This window comes from Mesorhizobium sp. P160187 (assembly GCF_057766425.1).
In genome coordinates this window covers 1,193,701-1,211,991 of sequence record NZ_JBYMDX010000005.1, presented here as the reverse complement: position 1 = coordinate 1,211,991, position 18,291 = coordinate 1,193,701, and the positions used below count along the sequence as shown (strand labels likewise).

Below are 18,291 nucleotides of genomic sequence, written 5' to 3'. Positions count from 1 at the left end.
GCCCGGCGAGGACGAGAAAGTATGGACATGGACTACGATATCGCCGAACTGGACAGCGACGCGGCAACACCGATCGGCGGCCTGCCAGGCATCGATGCGCTGGCACGGATCGCTCGCGGCCCGGCAAGGAACGGCCAGGTCCTGACGGGCGCCGACTTTGCCCGGCAGCCGGGTGAGCGGCTCGATACGGTGTTCGAGCAGCTCGCCGTAACGTTTGCCGCACTGCCGGCGGTGATCTCCGAAGGGCGCGTGTGGACCTATCAGGAGCTGAACAGCCGCGCCAACCGGTTCGCCCGCATGCTGATCAAGCACGGCGTGCGGCCGGGCCACCGGGTCGGGCTCATCCTCGACCGCTCGGCGGAGACCTATGTGGCGTTGCTGGCGGTGATGAAGGCGGGGGCTGCCTTCGTGCCGCTGGCCACCGCGTTTCCGCAGGAGCGGATGGCGCTGATCATCGAAGACGCCGCCGTCAGCATGATCGTCACCATCGCCGCCTATGCGTCGCGCGCCGGTCAACTGCCCGTTCCCCATGTACTGATCGACAGCGCCGCCGCCGAAATCTCAGCACAGTCGCCCGCGCCGCTGAAGCAGCAGGCGAACGACGACATCTGCTACATCCTCTATACCTCGGGCACCACCGGCAAGCCCAAGGGCGTGGTCATCACGCACCAGAGTTTCGTCAATTTCATACACGTCGCCGCCGCCTCCTATGGCTACCGGCCGGGCGACCGGGTGTATCAGGGCATGACCATTGCCTTCGACTTTTCCTCCGAAGAGATCTGGGTGCCGTTCGTCGCCGGCGCGACGGTGGTGCCGGCACCTGGCCAGATGCCGCTGGTGGGCGAGGAACTGGCGGATTTCCTGCGCCTCCATGACATCACCTGCATGGCCTGCAGCCCGACATTGTTGTCATCGATGACATCGGATGTGCCCAGCCTGCGCACGCTTTTGGTGGGCGGCGAGGCCTGCCCCCACAATCTGGTGGTGCGCTGGTCGAAGCCGGGCCGGCAGATCCTCAACACCTACGGGCCGACCGAGGCGACCGTCACCGCGACGATGGGAGCGCTGACGCCGGACCGTCCGGTGACCATCGGCGCGCCGCTGCCAACCTACTCGATCGTCATTCTCGACGCTTCGCTGCCGCAGCTTGCCGAGCCCGGTGAACTGGGCGAGATCGGCATTGCCGGCATCGGGCTCGCCGTCGGCTATCTCAACAGGCCGGACCTGACCGACCAGAAATTCATCGCCGATTTCGTCGGCCTGCCGAACAACCCGTCGCAGCGCATCTACCGCACCGGCGATCTTGGCCGGATCAACGATAGCGGCGAGATCGAGTATGCCGGGCGCATCGACACGCAGGTGAAGATTCGCGGATATCGCATCGAGCTCGGCGAGATCGAGGCGGTGCTGCTCGACCAGCCCGAGATCGCGCAGGCCGCCGTCACCACCTGGGAGATCGAGCCCGGCCGCGTCGAACTGGTTGCCTATTACGCGCTTAAAACCGGCGTAGCGGCGATTTCCCGAGGAGATCTCGCCCAGACGATGAAGCGGCGGCTGCCGGACTATATGGTGCCCGCCTATCTGGAGGAGCTGCCCGCCATCCCGATGACCGTCTCCAACAAGGTAGACCTGCGCCAACTGCCGAAGCCGACGAGCGTCCGGCTTTCGGCCGATCGCACGATGGTGCCGCCCGGCAATGAGGACGAGCGATTCCTGGCGGAAGCGCTGGCCACGGTGCTGAAATTCGACGCGGTGTCGATCGAGGACCACTTCTTCGACGATCTCGGCGCCAACTCGCTGCTGATGGCCCATTTCTGTGCGCGCGTGCGCACCAGGAAGGAATGGGCGACTACGTCGATGCGCGACATCTATCTCTATCCTACAGTGGCGCGCCTGGCGCTGCATCTGGGGGTAGCGGAGGAGATGACGACGGCAACCAACGAGCCGGTCCTCACCCGCCGGGCCTCGAATTTCGCCTACTGGACCTGCGGCGCGGCGCAGCTTTCGTTCTACGGCCTCTACAGCTACGTGGCGCTCTGGGCGATCAATGACGGCCTCAACTGGATGTATGACGCGCTCGACGATCCGCTGCAGCTCTATATCCGGTGCGTGGCGCTCTCGGCCGCCGTGTTCTTCGGCATGTCGGGCTTTGCCGTCCTTGCGAAATGGGTGCTCATCGGCCGGTGGAAGGCCGAGGCGTTTCCGATCTGGGGCGTGCGCTACTTCCGCTTCTGGGTGGTCAAGACATTGATCCGCACCGCGCCCGTCGTGCTGTTCCGCGGCAGCCCGCTCTACAGCCTCTATCTGCAGCTGCTCGGCACCAAACTCGGGAAAAACGCCGTCATCGAATCGAAGTCCGTGCCCGTCTGCACGGATCTCATCTCGGTCGGCGCCAACACCATCTTGCGCAAGGAATCGATGATCCTAGGCTTCAGGGCCGAGGCCGGCTACATCCATACCGGACCGCTTACCATCGGCCGCGATGCCTTCGTCGGCGTCGGCTCCACGCTCGACATCGACACCAGCATCGGCGACCGTGCCCAGCTCGGCCATTCGTCCTCGCTGCATCGCGGGCAAAGCATTCCGGACGGCGAGCACTGGCATGGATCGCCGGCAGTGCCGACCACGGCGGACTATTGCAAGGTGCGCAATGTCAATCCTTACCAGGTCCGGCGCTTCCTCTATGAAGCGCTGCAGCTGGTCGGCCTGTTTGGCCTCGTCACCCCGCTGCCGCTCCTGTTCCACAGCTACTGGGAATATGTCGGCGACGACTATCAGGAGACGATCGGCCTTGTCGCAATCGGCACCACGGTCACGCTTTTCGGCTATATCGCGGCGGCTTTCCTGGCAGCGACGCTGGTGCCGCGCCTGACCAGCCTCATCTTGAAGCCGGGCCGCACCTACACGCTTTACGGTTTCCGCTACTGGCTGCAGACCGTCGCCGAATTCGCCAGCAATTCCCGCGTGCTCGGGCTCCTGGCCGGCGACAGCTCGGCCATCGTGCACTACATGCGCGCCATCGGCTGGAACCTAAACAGAGTGGTGCAGACCGGCTCCAATTTCGGCTCCAACCAGCAGCACGAAAATCCGCTTCTGTGCGAGATCGGCACCGAGACCATGGTCTCGGACGGGCTGTTCATGATCAACATGCACAAGTCCGCCTCGGCCTTCAGGCTCGAGCCGACGCGCATCGGCGAACGCAACTATCTCGGCAACAACATCTATTATCCCCCGGACGGCCGCACCGGCGACAACGTGCTGCTCGGCACCAAGGTGATGATCCCCATCGACGGGCCGGTGCGCCAGAATGTCGGCCTTCTCGGTTCGCCTGCCTTTGAAATCCCGCGCATGGTGAACCGCGACAAGGAGCTTATCGCCGGCGTCGACGAGACCGACCGGCGCCGGCGCATCCCGCACAAGAACCGGCACAATCTGGTGACCATCCTTTTGTTCCTGGCAACGCAATGGGTCATGCTGTTCGTCACGCTGGCGATCTGGGACCGGGCGCTGAACTACTATACGGAATGGGCGGAGGTCGCCCTGTTCGCCGCTGTGCTTTTGACCTCGGCGATCACCATTCCGTTCTACATTCTGGTCGAGCGGGCAAGCCTTGGCTTTAGCCGGCTGAAGCCGCAGATGACGACGATCTACGACGTCGCCTTCTGGCGCCACGAACGCCACTGGAAGCTGGCGGATTCGCCGATCGTGCGCCTGTTCGCCGGCACGCCGTTCCGGCCGATGATCCTGCGCCTGCTCGGCGTCAAGGTCGGCAGCCGGGTCTATGATGGCGGCAGCAACCTGACCGAGCGCTCGCTGGTCGAGATCGGCGACGACGTCACGCTCAACGAGGGCTGCGTCATTCAGGCCCACTCGCTGGAAGAAGGCGCGTTCAAGTCCGATTTCATCCGCATCGGCGATGGTTGCACGCTCGGACCTTCCGCCTTTGTCCACTACGGCGTAGTGATGGGCAAAGGCTCGATGGTCGACGCGGACTCCTTCGTGATGAAGGGCGAAGAGCTGGAGCCCAACTCGATCTGGCGGGGCAACCCGGCCAAGCTGCATCGCTTCGTCGAGCCGGTGCCGGAGGATAGCGTCAAGGCAACGGCTTGATGGGCGCAGACGTCCGTCTCGTTTCGCTGACTGCGGCCAACCGGGCCTTGGTCGCGGCCCTGCAACTGGCCGCGGATCAGATCGATTTTGTCGCCAGCAATGCGGAGTCGCTGGACGAAGCCGAAACCGACGGGGACGCACGGCCGCGCGTCGTCATGGCAGGGGATCGCGTCGTCGGTTTCCTGATGTACGAGGCGCCGGAGGACGACGACGAGGCGCGGATCTACCGCTTCATGATCGATCGCGTCCATCAGGGCCAAGGCTACGGCAAGGCCGCTTTGCGCGAAGTGCTGGATGAAATCATGCGGCTCGGCCACATCAGCCACGTTTCGATCTGCTACGAACCTAGGAATGAAGCGGCACGCCGCCTCTATCGCGCTGCCGGTTTCGTCGAAGAAGGGCCCGACGAGGACGGGGAAATGATCGCCGACCTCGCTCTGCGGGGCGGCCAGCCATGACGCGCCCGCTCGATGCCGGTGGCAGCCTGTCGGCGCAGTTGCTGGCGGCGATGGCCGCCATGGCACCGGCCGGCGTTCAGATCGGATGCCGCACGATCCGCGAAGGCGATGAGAACCATTTGCTGCCGCAGGAAGCACGCTCCATCCCGTCACGCCTGCCGCTGATGCGGCGGGCGAGTGGCGCGGCGCGGTGGATCGCGCACGAGCTGCTGGCGGATATGGGCTTGAACGACGTCGCTATCCTCCGCGGCTCCTCCGGCGCACCGGTATGGCCTCATGGAGTAACGGGGTCGCTGGCTCACGACGACGAGATAGCCGTGGCGGCCGTCGCGCCGCTCTCCCACGTCGCCTCGCTCGGCATCGATATCGAGCCCGCTTTGCCCCTGCCCGACGACATCTTCGCGCTGGTTGCAGTCCCCGCTGACCGGATCGACGCAACCGACCCGTATCTTGCCGGTCGCATCCTTTTTGCCGCCAAGGAAGCTGTCTACAAGGCCGCCTACCCGCTTGATCGCGAAGTGCTGGGCTATGAGGACATCACCGTCGATCTCGACGCAGGCGACGCTGTGACGAAGACGGGCCGCAGAGCGAGACTGGTTTACTGCCTTGCTCCGTGCGTGGTCGTTCTGGCGTTTGTCGATGGTGTCCGAAGCGCCCCCCTTTAAGCGCGAATGGGCCAGCGCCCGACAGCTGCTCAACAAAGCGCATTTTTTTCGCAGAGCGGTCGCAAAAGGCTCACGCGGTTCGTCCTTTGACAGAAGAAGGAGAGCGCCATGAGAAACCTTATTATCACCGAGTTCATCAGCATCGATGGCATCGCCGAGGTCGAGAATCTGCCCAGCGTGACCTGGAACGATGAGATGCAAAGGTTCAAGGAGGACGAGCTTGCCGACAGCGGGGCCATGCTTCTGGGGCGCACGACCTACGAGATTTTTGCCGGCTCTTGGCCCAAGGAAACCGGAGACTTCGCCGACCGGTTCAATGCGCTGCCGAAATATGTCGCGTCGACAAGCCCGAAGGCACTCGACTGGAAACCGGCCGAGTTGCTGAAGGGTGCGTTGCCGGAAGCGGTTCGGGCGCTGAAGCAAGGCAGCGGCGGCAACATCTATGTGCATGGCAGCCTGAGCGTCGCGCGGGAATTGCTGCGCCATGGTCTGGTCGATCGCGTCAGGCTGCTGAGCTACCCTGGCTCCGTCGGGGAGGGCAAGAAGCTGTTCCCGCCCGATATGCCGGTGGCGTTGGAGCCGATCTCGACCGTACAGTTCAGCAATGGCGTGGTGGCGCTGGAATATGCGGCTGGGAGGGTGTGAGACGCTGGTGGGGTAATCTCCCCGTGAGGGGAGATGTCGCCGAAGGCGACAGAGGCGGTCGGTCCGTCCTGACGCAACCTCCTATCGACAGTAGGAGGTCTAGCTTCACGCGAGACGACCCCCTCTGGCCTGCCGGCCATCTCCCCCTCGAGGGGGGAGATCGGCAGCTCACCCTACTTTCTTCCCCCGCTTGCCCTTGGCACGCGCCTCGACCACTCTTTCCACCTCGCGCTTCAGTTCGTCCTTGACCTCCTGCGTCTCGGCAAGCAGCGTGTCGATCTTCATGAAATCGAGCACGCGGTATTTCGACACCGGCGGGCGGATCAGTATGTCGGGGGGGCGCTGGTTCAGCTTGTGGGCGATGATCGACTGCATCATCAATTGCGTGGCGCCGTACATCAGGTCGACCGTGGTCGGGTGCTTGCGCTCGGCCTCGCTCGGCGCACCGACGACGTCGATCGCGATGATGATGTCGGCGGCGTTTTCGATGAGGTCGAACGGCACCGGATTGTAGATGCCGCCGTCGATCAGCACGCGGTCGTCGCGCGTCACCGGGCGGAACACGGCGGGAATGGCAGCCGAGGCGGCGAGCGCCGAATGCAGGTCGCCCTCGTCGAAGACGGCCAGCTTGTGACCGAAATAGTCCGTCGCCGTCACCTTGAGCGGGATCATCAGCTCGGCGAAGGTTTCCGGGATGGCTTCCGGCAGGAACGCCTTCAAGATGCGCTCTATGTTGAACTGGCTGACGCGGATGCCGCCCTGCATCGCCTCGGCGATGGTGCCGGGACGCGAGCGCCACATGCGCGCCGCCACCTCGGCGCGGCGGCCGAGGATCGAGCGGGCGTAGTCCTCGATGTCCTTGCCGCTCATGCCCGAGGCCATGCCGGCGCCCATGATGGCGCCGATCGAGGAGCCGGCGATGGCCACGGGCTTGATGCCGAGCTCGTCCAGCGCCTCGACGATGTGGATATGGGCGAGGCCGCGCGCGCCGCCGCCGCCAAAGGCGATACCGAAAGTCGGACCTGTCATTTGGCCTCCAGCTTCGGCCCGATGCTCATGATCGCGGGCGCCGGCGTCAGCAGCTTCTTCGCCGCTGCCTTGACCTGATCGAGCGTCACGCCGTTGATGAGCGCCGCGCGGCGCTGCACGTAGTCGATGCCGAGATTGTCGAGCTGCAATTCCACCAGGGTCGCAGCAATGGCGCTGGAAGAATCCAGATTGCTGATGGCATAGGAGCCGACCAAGTATTTCTTGGTGGCGTCCAGTTCGGCCTCGGTCGGCCCCTCCTCGGCCATCTTCTTGACCACCTCCTTGACGATCCCGAGCGTCTCGGCGGCGCGGTCGGAACGCGTCGCGGTGGTGATGATCAGCGCATTGGAATGCTGGTGGTCGACCAGGTTGGAATCGACGGAATAGGCCAGGCCGCGCTTTTCCCGCACCTCGTCATAGAGGCGCGAGGTGAAGGTGCCGCCGCCGAGAATCTGGTTCATCAGCACGGCGGGGAAGAAATCCGGCGCATCGCGCTTCACACCGGGATAGGCAAACTGCAGCGAGGTCTGCGGCAGGTCGTAGTCGACCTCGAGCTGCTGGCCGAGCTTCAGCTCCGTATCGGCAACCGGTTGCAGCACCTGCTTTTCCGGCAGATCGCCGAAGACCTCATCGAGCTTCCGTTTCAGCGTCGCGGCATCTATGTCGCCGACCACCGCAACATGCAGGCCGCTGCGGGCGAAATTGGCCTTGTGGAAGGCAGCCAGATCCGCTGCCGTGATGGTGGCGATGCTGTCCTTGGTGCCCTGGTCGGGCCTGGAATACGGATGTTCGCCATAGATCGCGCGCAGCCATTTGGTTTGCGCGACGGTGTTGGGGTCACGCTCACTGGCGATGATGCCGGACAGGATCTGGGCGCGGATGCGGTCGATCGGCGCCTGGTCGAAGCGCGGGCTGGTGACCGCCAGCCTGAGCAGGTCGAAGGCCGCGTCCTTCTGCTCGGCCAGCATCCGCATCGCGCCATAGGTGCCGTCGCGCGCCGCTTCGAAGCCCATCTCTGCGCCGGCATCGTCAAGCTTGATCTGGAAGGCCTCGCTGTCGAGGTCGCCGGCGCCCTCGTCGAACAGGCCGGTCATCAGATTGACCAACCCTTCCCGCCCCGCCGGATCCTGCGTCGAGCCGCCATCGAAGACGAAGCGGATGGCGATGATCGGAATGGAGTGGTCCTCGACCAGCCAGGCATTGACGCCCTTTGACGAGGTCACCGGTTGGATGTCCATCGCGTGCGCGGCAAGCGCCGGCAGGATGAGGAAGAAGATGCCGAGGAACAGTGTGGCGAGGGCGTGGAGAACCGCGATGCGCCTATGAGCAATCGCATCAGGCCATTGATCGCCAAGGTCAGCTCCGCCCCTCATCGCCCTGCCGGGCACTTCTCCCCGTATAGTGACGGGGAGAAGGGGTCTCGCCGCGACGCTGGCGCTCTTCTTACGACGCTGATGGTTGGCGAAATCGACGATGACAGCGACCCTCTCCCCGTCACTATAGGGGGAGAGGATGCCGGCAGGCAGGTGAGGGGCAGCGCTAACGCTCAATCTCGTCATCATCAATTCCCCGCCTGTTGCTGCGGCAAGAGATAGCCGGTCGTCGTACGATCGAGCAGCAGATAGCGTGCGGCGACCGCCTTGATCTCATCGGCGGTGACCTTGCGAATGCGGTCCGGCCATTCCTCGATATCCCTGACGTTGCCGCCGGTGGCGAGCTCGGCGCCGTAGAGATTGGCCATCTCGTCCTGCTTGTCGCGGGCGAAGATCATGGCCCTGATATAGCGGGCCTTGGCCTTCTCCAGCTCGTCCGCGGTGACGCCGTCCTTGACGATGCGGGCGATCTCGGCCTCGACGGCCGCCTCGACGTCGCTCAGCTTGGCGTCGCCGCGCGGCGCGCCATAGACGGTGAAATTGGTGGCGTCGAGCATCGTACCCTGGAAGAAGGCGCCGGTCGCCGATGCGATGCCTTGCTTGACCACGAGCTGCTGGTAGAGCCGGCTGCGGCTGCCGCCGCCAAGGATCTCTCCCAGCAGGTCGAGCGCCTCGGCCTCGCCCGGTTTTGCCGTGTGGTAGGACGGAACCACCCATTGCGTCGAAAAGCTCGGCACCGAAACGCGCCCATCGGTGAGCGTCACCGTGCGCTTGGTGTTCTGCTCCGGCTCGACCGGGCGGATGCGCGGGGGCAGGTCGGGACCCCGCGCGACCTTGCCATAGGTTTTTTCGGCCAGCGCCTTCACGACCTCCGGCTCGACATCGCCGGCCACGATCAGCACCGCATTGTTGGGGCGGTAGTATTTGTCATAGAAGGCAACCGCATCGGTGCGGTTCAACTGCTCCATCTCCTGCATCCAGCCGATCACCGGAATGCGGTAGGGCTGGTTCTGCCAGAGCGTCGCGTCGACCTCTTCGTCGAGCACCGCCTGCGGATTGCTGTCGATGCGCGAGCGGCGCTCTTCCAGGATCACGTCGCGCTCGGTCTTGATGACCTCGTCGGTCAAGATGAGGTTGCGCATGCGATCGGCCTCGAAGCTCATCATCTCACCAAGTGCCGAGGGCGCCACCGTCTCGTGGAAGGCAGTGTAGTCATATGAGGTGAAGGCGTTGTTGGAGCCGCCGATGGCCGATATGGCGCGGTCGAACTCGCCCGCGGCGTGGTTGGTCGTGGCCTTGAACATCAGGTGTTCGAAGAAGTGCGCTATGCCGGACTTGCCTGGCGGCTCGTCGGCGCTGCCGATCTTGTACCACACCATATGGGTGACGATGGGGGCGCGATGATCGGGAATGACCACCACCTCCATGCCATTGTCGAGCAGGAAGTTGGCCACCTTGCCATCATCCGCGGCCAGGGCCGGGCCGGCCATGGTCAGCGCGGTGGCGAGCAAGGCTCTCCGCAGCCATTCAGTATGAAATGTCATTGATGGCTCCGGTTGTTATCGCGCGACGATAGGCAAGGTTAGCCGGGGAGGCAAAGTGAATTGTGCGTCATTTTGAAGGCGCCGATCGCCCCACCCTTACGCAAGCTCGACGAACCGGATCACCGTCTCGCCGTAGTTTCGTTCATCAAGCACCGAGAATTCCGGCCCAATCTCGAAGGGCGCCGAGGCGGCTTCCTCGACCACGCACAGCGCGCCTGGCAGCAGCCAGCCGCCATCCCTGGCCGAGCGCAGGGCGCGCTCGCCAAGGCCCTTGCCATAGGGCGGATCGGCGAAGACCAGGCCGAATGCCGCAAGCGTACCGGCCTCACCCAGGGCGGTCGCGTCGCGGCGGAAGATCTTGGTGCGGCCGGTAAGGCCAAAAGCTTCGACATTGGTGCGGATCAGGCCGCGCCCTTCGGCCGATTCTTCGATAAAGACGCCATAGGAAGCCCCGCGCGACAGCGCTTCGAGGCCGAGAGCGCCGGTGCCGGCGAAAAGGTCGAGCACACGCGCGCCCTCGAGCTTGTCGGCAAAGCGGTGCGCCAGCACGTTGAAGACGGCCTCGCGGGCGCGGTCGGTCGTCGGGCGGATGGCATGGTCGCGCGGCGTCGCCAGCGGACGCCCGCGAAATTGGCCGCCGACGATTCTCATTTATGCCCGGGTCTCATTTAAGGCCGGATCTCATTTAAGTCCCGGCATCATCTGGTCCTCGGGCCCTTGGGACCGTTGCGTGGCCGCTCGCCGCCCCGACCGCCATCCGGACGCTCGCCACCCGGCTTGCCGAACGGCTTGGCGCCGCCTGGCTTGCCATAGGCGGGCTTGCCATAGCCCGGCTTGAATGACGCCTTGCGCGCCTTGGCCTCGGCCGCCTTGGCGGCATCGGCTTCCGCCCTGCCCTTGCCGATCGGACGCGCGCCCGGCGCCATCCAGACATTAGCCTTGCGCTGGCCCGGCGGATCGATCGGCCGCTGCTCGCGCTCGGGCTTCTTGCCGCCGCGCGGTTTGTCACCAAAGGCGCCGCGCGGCTTGTCGCCGAAGCCTCCACGGGGCTTGTCGCCAAAATCGCCGCGCGGCTTTTCGCGAAACTCGCTGCGCGGCTTGTCCGAAAACTCGCTGCGCTCGGGTCTCGGGCCGCGTTCGCCAAAGCTCTTTTCCGGCCTCGCGCCCCTTTCGGGACTGGTCGACAGCTTGCCGAGCGCTTCGTCGCGGCTGCCTTCGCGGCGCTTGCGGTTCTTGATCAGACCGCCCTCGCCGATCGGCCGATGGTCACCCTCGCGGGTGACTTTCGGCCGTTCCGGCTCCGCGTCACGCTCTCGCCGCACCGGCTGGTTGGAAAACGGCTTGATGATCTCGGCGTCGAAATTGGCGCCGGATTCCTCGACCAGTCGCTCGCCGAGCTGGTCGCGCAAGACGCGGCCCTTGATCTCCAGCACATGGCCTTCGGCGAGATCGTCGAGCTGGAACGGTCCGTAGGAGATGCGGATCAGCCGCGTCACGTCGAGGCCGAGCGATCCAAGGATGTTCTTCACTTCGCGGTTCTTGCCTTCGCGCAGGCCGATCGTCAGCCAGGCGTTGGTGCCTTGCTCACGGTCGAGCGTCGCTTCGATGGCGCCGTAGAAGACGCCGTCGACGGCAATGCCTTCACGCAGGCCTGCGAGCATGCTTTCCTCGACCTTGCCATGGACGCGCACGCGGTAACGGCGCAGCCAGCCAGTGGCAGGCAGTTCGAGCACGCGCGACAGACCGCCATCATTGGTGAGCAGCAGCAGGCCTTCGGTGTTGATGTCGAGGCGGCCGATGGTCATCAGCCGCGGCAATTCGGCCGGCAGCACGTCGAACACGGTCTTGCGGCCCTCGGGGTCGCGGTTGGTGGTAACGACGCCGGCCGGCTTGTGAAACAGGAACAGGCGGGTGCGCTCGATCGGCGGGATCTCCATGCCGTCGAGATGGATGATGTCGCCCGGCATGACGTTGAAGGCCGGCGAGGTCAAAGCCCGGTTGTTGACCTTGACACGGCCCGCCGCGATCAGGTCTTCGGCGTCGCGGCGCGACGCCAGGCCAGCGCGGGCCAACCGCTTGGCGATACGCTCGCCGGCTTCTTCCGCATCTGCCGGACGCGGGCGCGGCTTGAAGGCGCCGCCAGATGCTTGCGGCCGGTCACCACCGAAATCGCGCTTGGGGCGATCGCTGAAGTCACGCTTGGGACGATCTCCGGCGTCGCGCTGCGGGTGATCGCCAAAATCGCGCTTTGGCCGGTCAAAACGCTTTTCGCCCTCGGCGGAAGCAGGCCGATCGCCACGCGGTGCGTAGGGCTTGCGCGGCCCTTCACGTTTTTCGAAAGGCTTGCCTTCGGGACGCGGCCCCTTGCTGAATGGCCGATCGCCGCCCTTGAAATCGCGCTTTGGCCGCTCGCCATCGGCCGCAACCGGCCGATCGCCGCGCGGTGCATAAGGCTTGCGCGGCCCCTCGCGCTTTTCATACGGCTTGCGTTCACCCTCGGCCGCCATAGGGCGATCCCCACGCGGCGCATAGGGTTTGCGCGGCCCTTCGCGCTTTTCATACGGCTTGCGCTCGCCTTCGGCTGCCATCGGCCGGTCACCGCGTGGTGCATATGGCTTGCGCGGTCCCTCGCGCTTTTCGAAGGGCTTGCCTTCGGAACGCGGACCTTTGCTGAATGGCCGGTCGCCACTTTTGAAATCGCGCTTGGGCCGCTCGCCCTCAGCCGCTGCGGGCCGGGCGCCTCGCGGTGAATAGGGTTTCTTGGCCCCGAAGGAGGGTTTGCCGCTTTTGCCGGCGGCGCCATCGCGGCGCGGCCCTGCGGCTCCAGGGCCGCTTTTGCCCGGGCCTTTGTGGCGCGGAGATTTCTTGTCGTTGTCGTCCATGTGGCCTTTGCCTTGTTGCGCTGCTACAGCGTGGCGCATCCTTTCGGACGCGCAAAGGACGCTATAGCACTTTGATTTGGCGCATGATCATTTCCGAAAATCTGTTCCGATATTCGGGTTGACGCGCTCCATAACAGGATCACCGCCAAGTGGCGAGGAGATAATCGGAATGGAAACCGCGTGAAGCGGCCGGATTTCATGGCGCTGGCGCTGAAAGAGGCGCAAGCCGCCGCCTTGCGCGGAGAAGTTCCGGTTGGCGCCGTCATCGCCAGCGGCGACACGGTGGTGGCATCCGCCGGTAACCGCACCCGCGAACTTGCCGATCCGACGGCGCATGCCGAAATGCTGGCCATCCGCGCGGCCTGCCAAACGCTCTCCAGCGAGCGGCTGACCGGCCACGACCTCTATGTGACGCTGGAACCCTGCGCCATGTGCGCAGGCGCCATTTCCTTCGCCAGGCTGCGCCGGCTCTATTTCGGCGCGGCCGACGAGAAGGGCGGCGCGGTGGTCAACGGCGTGCGCTTCTTCGCCTCGCCGACCTGCCACCATACGCCCGACATCTATCCGGGCATGGCCGAGGCCGACGCGGCGCTGCTGCTCAGGGAATTCTTTCGGGAAAGACGCGAAACGTAGAGCCTTCAGCTACCGAAGGCGACGGTTCCTACCAGGAGGGCAGCCAGTCGAAGAGCCCGCCGCTCTTGCCCTTGGCGGCCGCTTCCTTCTTGAGGCGGCGTTCCTTCTTGTATTCATCCTCGCCGAGTTCGCCCTGCGGCGCCGTGTCGGAGGCAGCTCGATAGGCCAGAGGCGGCTCGCTCAGATATCTGCGAGTGTTGGGGTCGCCCTGCTTTTGCTCTGCGGTGCGGCGCTGGATCTCGGCGGCGCGGCCCTTGTCTGAATCCTTCGGCGACCAGGCCGGCGGGTGGCTGGAGCCCGAATCCGCCAGCGCCTTCTTCACGGAAGCCGGATCGGTCTGCACGTCATCGACGATCCCCGACTGATAGGACGGGTCGTCCTGGTGGGCAGTGGCGTCGGCACGCAGGCGGGCGCGGCGCTGCTCGGGCGATTCGGGCCAATCGGTGCTCGCCGTCTCGATGCTTTCCTGCGGCGGCGGCAGCACTTCCTTCTGCCCCGGCGCCGGCTTTACCAGCTCCGGACGCGGCCTGTAGTCGATCTGTTCCTTGTGCTTGGGCGTGATCGCGAAGGCGCCGGAAAGGTCTCCGGCAAGCTGCTCGCCAGCCGTCTTGTCGGTGCCGTAGGTAGGCGAGCCCATGCAACCGGACAGAGCGAGGCCGGACGCGACAAGCGGCGCCAGCAGCGCAACGCGCACGGAAGTTCTGTCGATCATGCCAAAAAGTCCCACTCTAGACAGCCTCTCGATCGTCACCGGCCAAAGGCCCGGTCCCCATCGTCCACGCTCTTGCGACGGAATTCCGGCGACAATTTGTCTTCCGGAGTTTCGCGTGTTTACCTCAACCACTCGTTAAGGGCAACGCGCGGGCGGTTTTCGCCCACGCGGCGTGGCATTTGTGCACCGGCTTATGAGCAGTCACAAACGTCCCAGAGCCTTGAGTTCATGCAGGACGGCGGCATCGCGGGCAGACACGTCGGGGAATTCCACGTCCTGCCCGACATCGGCGGTATAGCGCCACGAACGCGCGCATTTGACCAAGCCGCGGTCCTCGGCCTTTTCGACCACCACCGCGACACCCTTGACGTCGTCGAGCGCAAAGGCGCCTTCCGGCGCCTTGCCATGGGCGATGACGAGATCGCTGGTGATCGCCATTTCGGCCATGTCGACATCGGCGATCGCGGCTTCAAGCGCGGCATCGTCGAGGGTCACGACCGGCACGGCTTCCAGCGAGGCACCGATGACCTTCTGAGCGCGTGCGATCTCGAGCGCGCCGGTGACGACTCGGCGAACCTGCCGCACCTTGCGCCATTTCTCAGCCAGTGCCTCGTTCTTCCAGTCGGCCGGAATGTCGGGGAACTGGTCGAGATGCAGCGAGACAGCATCCGGATGACGGTCGAGCCAGGCTTCTTCCGTGGTGAAGGGCAGCATCGGCGCCAGCCATTTCACCAGGCAGTCGAAGAGGTGGCGCACCACTTGTACCGAGGCCTTGCGCTTCACGCTGGCGGGTCCCTCGCAATAGAGCGCGTCCTTCCTGATGTCGAAATAGAAGGCCGACAGCTCGACCACCATGAAGTCGAGCGAAGTGCGGGTGATGCGTTTGAACTCGAACGCGTCGTAGCCCGAGCGCACGACCTCATCGAGCTCGGCCAGCCGATGCAGCATCAGCCGCTCCAGTTCCGGCATCTTGTCCAGCGGCACCTCCTCGCCATCGTCATGGGCGAGCGTGCCCAGCATCCAGCGGATGGTGTTGCGAAGCTTGCGGTAGGCGTCGATGTTGGTCTGCAGCACGTTCTTGCCGAGACGCTGGTCTTCCCAATAATCCGTCGTCACCACCCATAGCCGCAGAATGTCGGCGCCGGACTGCTTGATGACGTCTTGCGGCACGACGGTGTTGCCGAGCGATTTCGACATCTTTCGCCCCTCCTCATCCATGGTGAAGCCATGGGTGACGACGGTGTCGTAAGGTGCCCTGCCCCTGGTGCCGCAGCTTTCGAGCAGCGAGGAGTGGAACCAGCCGCGGTGCTGGTCGGAACCTTCGAGATAGACGTCGGCCGGCCATTTCAGGTCCGGACGGTCTTCCAGCGTGAAGACATGCGTCGAGCCCGAATCGAACCAGACGTCAAGGATGTCCATCACCTGCTTCCATTTGGAGGCATCGTGATTGCCGAGGAAACGCTCCTTGGCGCCGGCAGCGAACCAGGCGTCGGCGCCTTCCCTCTCGAATGCGTCCATGATGCGCTGGTTGACGGCTTCGTCCTTCAGCACATTGCCGTCCTCGTCGGCAAAGACGGCGATCGGCACGCCCCAGGCGCGCTGGCGCGACAAGACCCAATCCGGGCGTTCCTCGATCATGGCGCGGATACGGTTCTGGCCGGCCGCCGGCACGAAGCGTGTGTCATCGATCGCCTTCAGCGCACGGCTGCGCAGCGTCGTGCCGTCGCCGAGGTCCTTGTCCATATAGACGAACCATTGCGGCGTGTTGCGGAAGATGATCGGCTTCTTCGACCGCCACGAGTGCGGATAGCTGTGCTTCAGCCGGCCGCGCGCAAACAGCGCGTTGCGCTTGATCAGTTCGTCGATAACCGCCTGGTTGGCATTGCCCTTCTTGCCGTTGTCGTCGATGACGCGCGCGGCGCCACCTTCACGGTCCGGGCCGAAGCCTGGCGCGTCTCTGGTGAAGAAGCCGGCGTCGTCTACAGTGAAGGGGATGGCAGGGTCGATGCCACGTGCGCGCAAATCCGATGCTGCATCCATCCAGGCATCAAAGTCCTCGCGGCCATGGCCGGGCGCGGTGTGGACGAAGCCGGTGCCGGCGTCGTCGGTGACATGATCGCCGGCCAGCATCGGCACGGCGAATTCGTAGCCGCCGCCGAGACCTTTGAAGGGATGTGAAAGTGTAAGGCTTCCAAGCTCTTCGACCGAAACGCTGCGAAGCCGATTCAAGGTGACCTTGGCCTTGGCCGAGGAGTCTTCGGCAAGCGCATCTGCAAAGATCAGCTTTTCACCGGGCTGTGGACCGAACGAATTTTCGGCTGCTGTAACTTCATAAAGGCCGTAGCCGATCCGTGACGAATAGTTGACGGCACGGTTGCCGGGGATCGTCCACGGGGTTGTCGTCCAGATGACGACGTGGGCGTTGTCCAAAAGTGCAACGCTTTCCGGAACGCGCATGGACGGTGCAGCGTCTGATGCAAAGTGCTCAACGCTCCAAAATCCTGACACAACTGGAAACTTCACCCAGATCGTGTCGGACTCATAGTCCTGGTATTCGATCTCGGCCTCGGCCAGTGCGGTGCGCTCGACCACGCTCCACATCACCGGCTTGGAGCCGCGATAGAGCTGGCCGGACATGGCGAACTTCAACAACTCCCCGGCGATGCGCGACTCCGAGTGGAAAGCCATCGTCGTATAGGGGTTCTTGAAATCGCCTACGACGCCGAGCCGCTGGAACTCGCCGCCCTGCACCGTGATCCAGTTCGCGGCGAAGTCGCGGCATTCCTTGCGGAACTCGTTGACCGGCACCTCGTCCTTGTTCTTGCCCTTGGCGCGGTACTGTTCCTCGATCTTCCATTCGATCGGCAGGCCGTGGCAGTCCCAGCCGGGCACGTAATTGGAGTCATAGCCGCGCATCTGGAACGAACGGGTGATGACGTCCTTGAGGATCTTGTTCAGCGCGTGGCCGATATGGATGTTGCCATTGGCGTAGGGCGGGCCGTCATGCAGCACGTATTTTTCGCGGCCGGCGGCCGCCTCGCGCAGCTTGGCGTAAAGGTCCATATCCTGCCAGCGCTTGACCAGCAGCGGCTCTTTTTCAGGCAAGCCGGCGCGCATCGGGAAATCCGTCTGCGGCAGATAAAGCGTCTTGGAATAGTCGATCGTTTCAACAGTGTCGGTCATTGGTCTGCCATATGCATTGCCCGGCGGGCGTAAAAGCTCGGGCGTGAACTATCATGATTGGAAAAGCGCGAGGGGGCGCGCAAAACTCCCGGCGGCTCCGGCGGCGCTCAGGCCGCCCGGAACACCGGGCCTGTAATTCGTATCGTCAGCGCGCGAACGCGTGAAAAGCTCGTCATTCCCGGGCTTTTAGCGGAGAAAGCCGTAGGAATAAAGCGTCTCTTGTTCGATTCACTTACATCGCGAAGTCGAAGCGATAGGTGGTCGAGACGCCGACCGTGAACTGGTTACGGTCGCCGCGCTCCTTGACCAGGCTGGAATCGGCGGCCGGGCCTATCAGGCGCGCATATTCGCCGAACAGGCTGGCGGTCATCGGGTCGGTGACCTTCCAGGTGATGGCGCCGCCGAGTCCGGTCGATTTCAGGCCGCCGCCAGGATGGTATTCGCTCAGGCCCGAGGCCACAGCCTCCTTGGCGTTGACGCCATAATAGGAGTCGAAATAGCTCGATGAGGCAAAGGACACGCGCGGGCCTCCCGAAATCCTGACCGTCGGCGTGATATCGTAGAAGGCATCGGCGGCGATGTCGGCGACAAAGCCATTATGGGCACGAATGCCGTGGCGCAATTCGGCGCGGGCGCGCAACCAATCCGTCGGGTAGAATTCGAAGAAGCCGCCGACCTCACCGCCCCAGCGCACCGGGCCGAGGCCCTTGAGTTCATCCTTGCTGTCGCGTGAAAACAGGAACTTTCCGGTCAGGCCGGCGCGGACGCCGCCATCGTCGACCAGCGCCAGCGAGATGTTGTCGTTGCGCGAGGTAAAGCGCGCGGCCGGGCCGGCCTTGCCCAGCGAGATGATCGGCGATGCGCTGAGCAGATAGCTGTTGGAGCCCTCGAATTTCGGCGCGACCATGCCGGTGGCGCCAAGCGTCAGGTACCAGTCGCCGGACATCCAGCCGAAGGCACCCTCGCCCGCATTGGCGGTGGACACAGTGAGCAGCGCCGAGGCGAGAAACAGCGGAATCGTCCAGACAATACGCATCATCACCCCATACGCGAAACA

At 64.3% G+C, this 18,291-nt stretch carries 13 protein-coding genes; 5 read left to right on the top strand and 8 right to left on the bottom strand.

The window, feature by feature from the left end; genetic code table 11:
* The first annotated feature begins 21 nt into the window (after positions 1-21).
* The 4 genes from AC3CCE_RS30720 to AC3CCE_RS30705 all read left to right on the top strand — a co-directional run bounded on the left by AC3CCE_RS30720 (position 22) and on the right by AC3CCE_RS30705 (position 5,878).
* Positions 22-4,110 (top strand): Pls/PosA family non-ribosomal peptide synthetase, encoded by a 4,089-nt coding sequence (locus tag AC3CCE_RS30720; protein WP_352626810.1) that lies wholly within the window; start codon positions 22-24, stop codon positions 4,108-4,110.
* Positions 4,110-4,568 (top strand): GNAT family N-acetyltransferase, encoded by a 459-nt coding sequence (locus tag AC3CCE_RS30715; RefSeq protein ID WP_352626808.1) that lies wholly within the window; start codon positions 4,110-4,112, stop codon positions 4,566-4,568. The genes AC3CCE_RS30720 and AC3CCE_RS30715 overlap by 1 nt, the downstream gene beginning before the upstream one ends.
* Positions 4,565-5,233, top strand: coding sequence for a 4'-phosphopantetheinyl transferase family protein (locus tag AC3CCE_RS30710; protein WP_352626806.1), 669 nt, complete (start codon positions 4,565-4,567; stop codon positions 5,231-5,233). The genes AC3CCE_RS30715 and AC3CCE_RS30710 overlap by 4 nt, the downstream gene beginning before the upstream one ends.
* Before the next feature lie 108 nt (positions 5,234-5,341).
* A complete protein-coding gene (locus AC3CCE_RS30705; RefSeq protein ID WP_352626804.1) occupies positions 5,342-5,878 on the top strand; it encodes a dihydrofolate reductase family protein in 537 nt (178 codons plus the stop codon).
* Between the two features lie 168 nt (positions 5,879-6,046).
* On the opposite strand, the gene AC3CCE_RS30700 is transcribed toward AC3CCE_RS30705, so the two are convergent.
* From AC3CCE_RS30700 to AC3CCE_RS30680, 5 genes are all read right to left on the bottom strand, one after another.
* Positions 6,047-6,907 (bottom strand): patatin-like phospholipase family protein, encoded by an 861-nt coding sequence (locus AC3CCE_RS30700; protein WP_023816285.1) that lies wholly within the window; start codon positions 6,905-6,907, stop codon positions 6,047-6,049.
* The gene (locus tag AC3CCE_RS30695; protein WP_352626801.1) at positions 6,904-8,280 is read right to left on the bottom strand and encodes a M16 family metallopeptidase; all 1,377 of its coding nucleotides are present in this window, start codon (positions 8,278-8,280) and stop codon (positions 6,904-6,906) included. The genes AC3CCE_RS30700 and AC3CCE_RS30695 overlap by 4 nt, the downstream gene beginning before the upstream one ends.
* A 188-nt stretch (positions 8,281-8,468) precedes the next feature.
* Complete coding sequence (locus AC3CCE_RS30690) at positions 8,469-9,824, bottom strand: M16 family metallopeptidase (RefSeq protein WP_023805020.1); 1,356 nt, start codon at positions 9,822-9,824, stop codon at positions 8,469-8,471.
* 96 nt (positions 9,825-9,920) lie between these two features.
* Positions 9,921-10,475: a 16S rRNA (guanine(966)-N(2))-methyltransferase RsmD gene (rsmD, locus tag AC3CCE_RS30685; RefSeq protein ID WP_352626799.1), complete on the bottom strand. Its 555-nt coding sequence runs from the start codon at positions 10,473-10,475 to the stop codon at positions 9,921-9,923.
* Positions 10,476-10,522: 47 nt separating this feature from the next.
* On the bottom strand, positions 10,523-12,706 hold the full coding sequence (locus tag AC3CCE_RS30680) for a pseudouridine synthase (protein WP_352626797.1): 2,184 nt from the start codon (positions 12,704-12,706) through the stop codon (positions 10,523-10,525).
* Between the two features lie 180 nt (positions 12,707-12,886).
* On the opposite strand from AC3CCE_RS30680, the gene AC3CCE_RS30675 reads away from it, so the two are divergent.
* On the top strand, positions 12,887-13,339 hold the full coding sequence (locus AC3CCE_RS30675; RefSeq protein WP_023694762.1) for a nucleoside deaminase: 453 nt from the start codon (positions 12,887-12,889) through the stop codon (positions 13,337-13,339).
* 28 nt (positions 13,340-13,367) lie between these two features.
* Here AC3CCE_RS30675 and AC3CCE_RS30670 read toward each other — a convergent pair whose 3' ends face one another.
* The 3 genes from AC3CCE_RS30670 to AC3CCE_RS30660 all read right to left on the bottom strand — a co-directional run bounded on the left by AC3CCE_RS30670 (position 13,368) and on the right by AC3CCE_RS30660 (position 18,270).
* Complete coding sequence (locus tag AC3CCE_RS30670; protein WP_023682973.1) at positions 13,368-14,051, bottom strand: hypothetical protein; 684 nt, start codon at positions 14,049-14,051, stop codon at positions 13,368-13,370.
* Positions 14,052-14,252: 201 nt separating this feature from the next.
* On the bottom strand, positions 14,253-17,234 hold the full coding sequence (gene ileS, locus AC3CCE_RS30665) for an isoleucine--tRNA ligase (RefSeq protein WP_352626795.1): 2,982 nt from the start codon (positions 17,232-17,234) through the stop codon (positions 14,253-14,255).
* 232 nt (positions 17,235-17,466) lie between these two features.
* On the bottom strand, positions 17,467-18,270 hold the full coding sequence (locus AC3CCE_RS30660) for a MipA/OmpV family protein (protein WP_352626855.1): 804 nt from the start codon (positions 18,268-18,270) through the stop codon (positions 17,467-17,469).
* Positions 18,271-18,291: the final 21 nt, after the last annotated feature.

Excerpts from the sequence above, each read along its gene's own strand:
- AC3CCE_RS30720 (WP_352626810.1), top strand. The coding sequence starts at position 22 with ATGGACATGGACTACGATATCGCCGAACTGGACAGCGACGCGGCAACA.
- AC3CCE_RS30715 (WP_352626808.1), top strand. The coding sequence starts at position 4,110 with ATGGGCGCAGACGTCCGTCTCGTTTCGCTGACTGCGGCCAACCGGGCC.
- AC3CCE_RS30710 (WP_352626806.1), top strand. The coding sequence starts at position 4,565 with ATGACGCGCCCGCTCGATGCCGGTGGCAGCCTGTCGGCGCAGTTGCTG.
- AC3CCE_RS30705 (WP_352626804.1), top strand. The coding sequence starts at position 5,342 with ATGAGAAACCTTATTATCACCGAGTTCATCAGCATCGATGGCATCGCC.
- AC3CCE_RS30700 (WP_023816285.1), bottom strand. The coding sequence starts at position 6,907 with ATGACAGGTCCGACTTTCGGTATCGCCTTTGGCGGCGGCGGCGCGCGC.
- AC3CCE_RS30695 (WP_352626801.1), bottom strand. The coding sequence starts at position 8,280 with ATGAGGGGCGGAGCTGACCTTGGCGATCAATGGCCTGATGCGATTGCT.
- AC3CCE_RS30690 (WP_023805020.1), bottom strand. The coding sequence starts at position 9,824 with ATGACATTTCATACTGAATGGCTGCGGAGAGCCTTGCTCGCCACCGCG.
- rsmD (WP_352626799.1), bottom strand. The coding sequence starts at position 10,475 with ATGAGAATCGTCGGCGGCCAATTTCGCGGGCGTCCGCTGGCGACGCCG.
- AC3CCE_RS30680 (WP_352626797.1), bottom strand. The coding sequence starts at position 12,706 with ATGGACGACAACGACAAGAAATCTCCGCGCCACAAAGGCCCGGGCAAA.
- AC3CCE_RS30670 (WP_023682973.1), bottom strand. The coding sequence starts at position 14,051 with ATGATCGACAGAACTTCCGTGCGCGTTGCGCTGCTGGCGCCGCTTGTC.
- ileS (WP_352626795.1), bottom strand. The coding sequence starts at position 17,234 with ATGACCGACACTGTTGAAACGATCGACTATTCCAAGACGCTTTATCTG.
- AC3CCE_RS30660 (WP_352626855.1), bottom strand. The coding sequence starts at position 18,270 with ATGCGTATTGTCTGGACGATTCCGCTGTTTCTCGCCTCGGCGCTGCTC.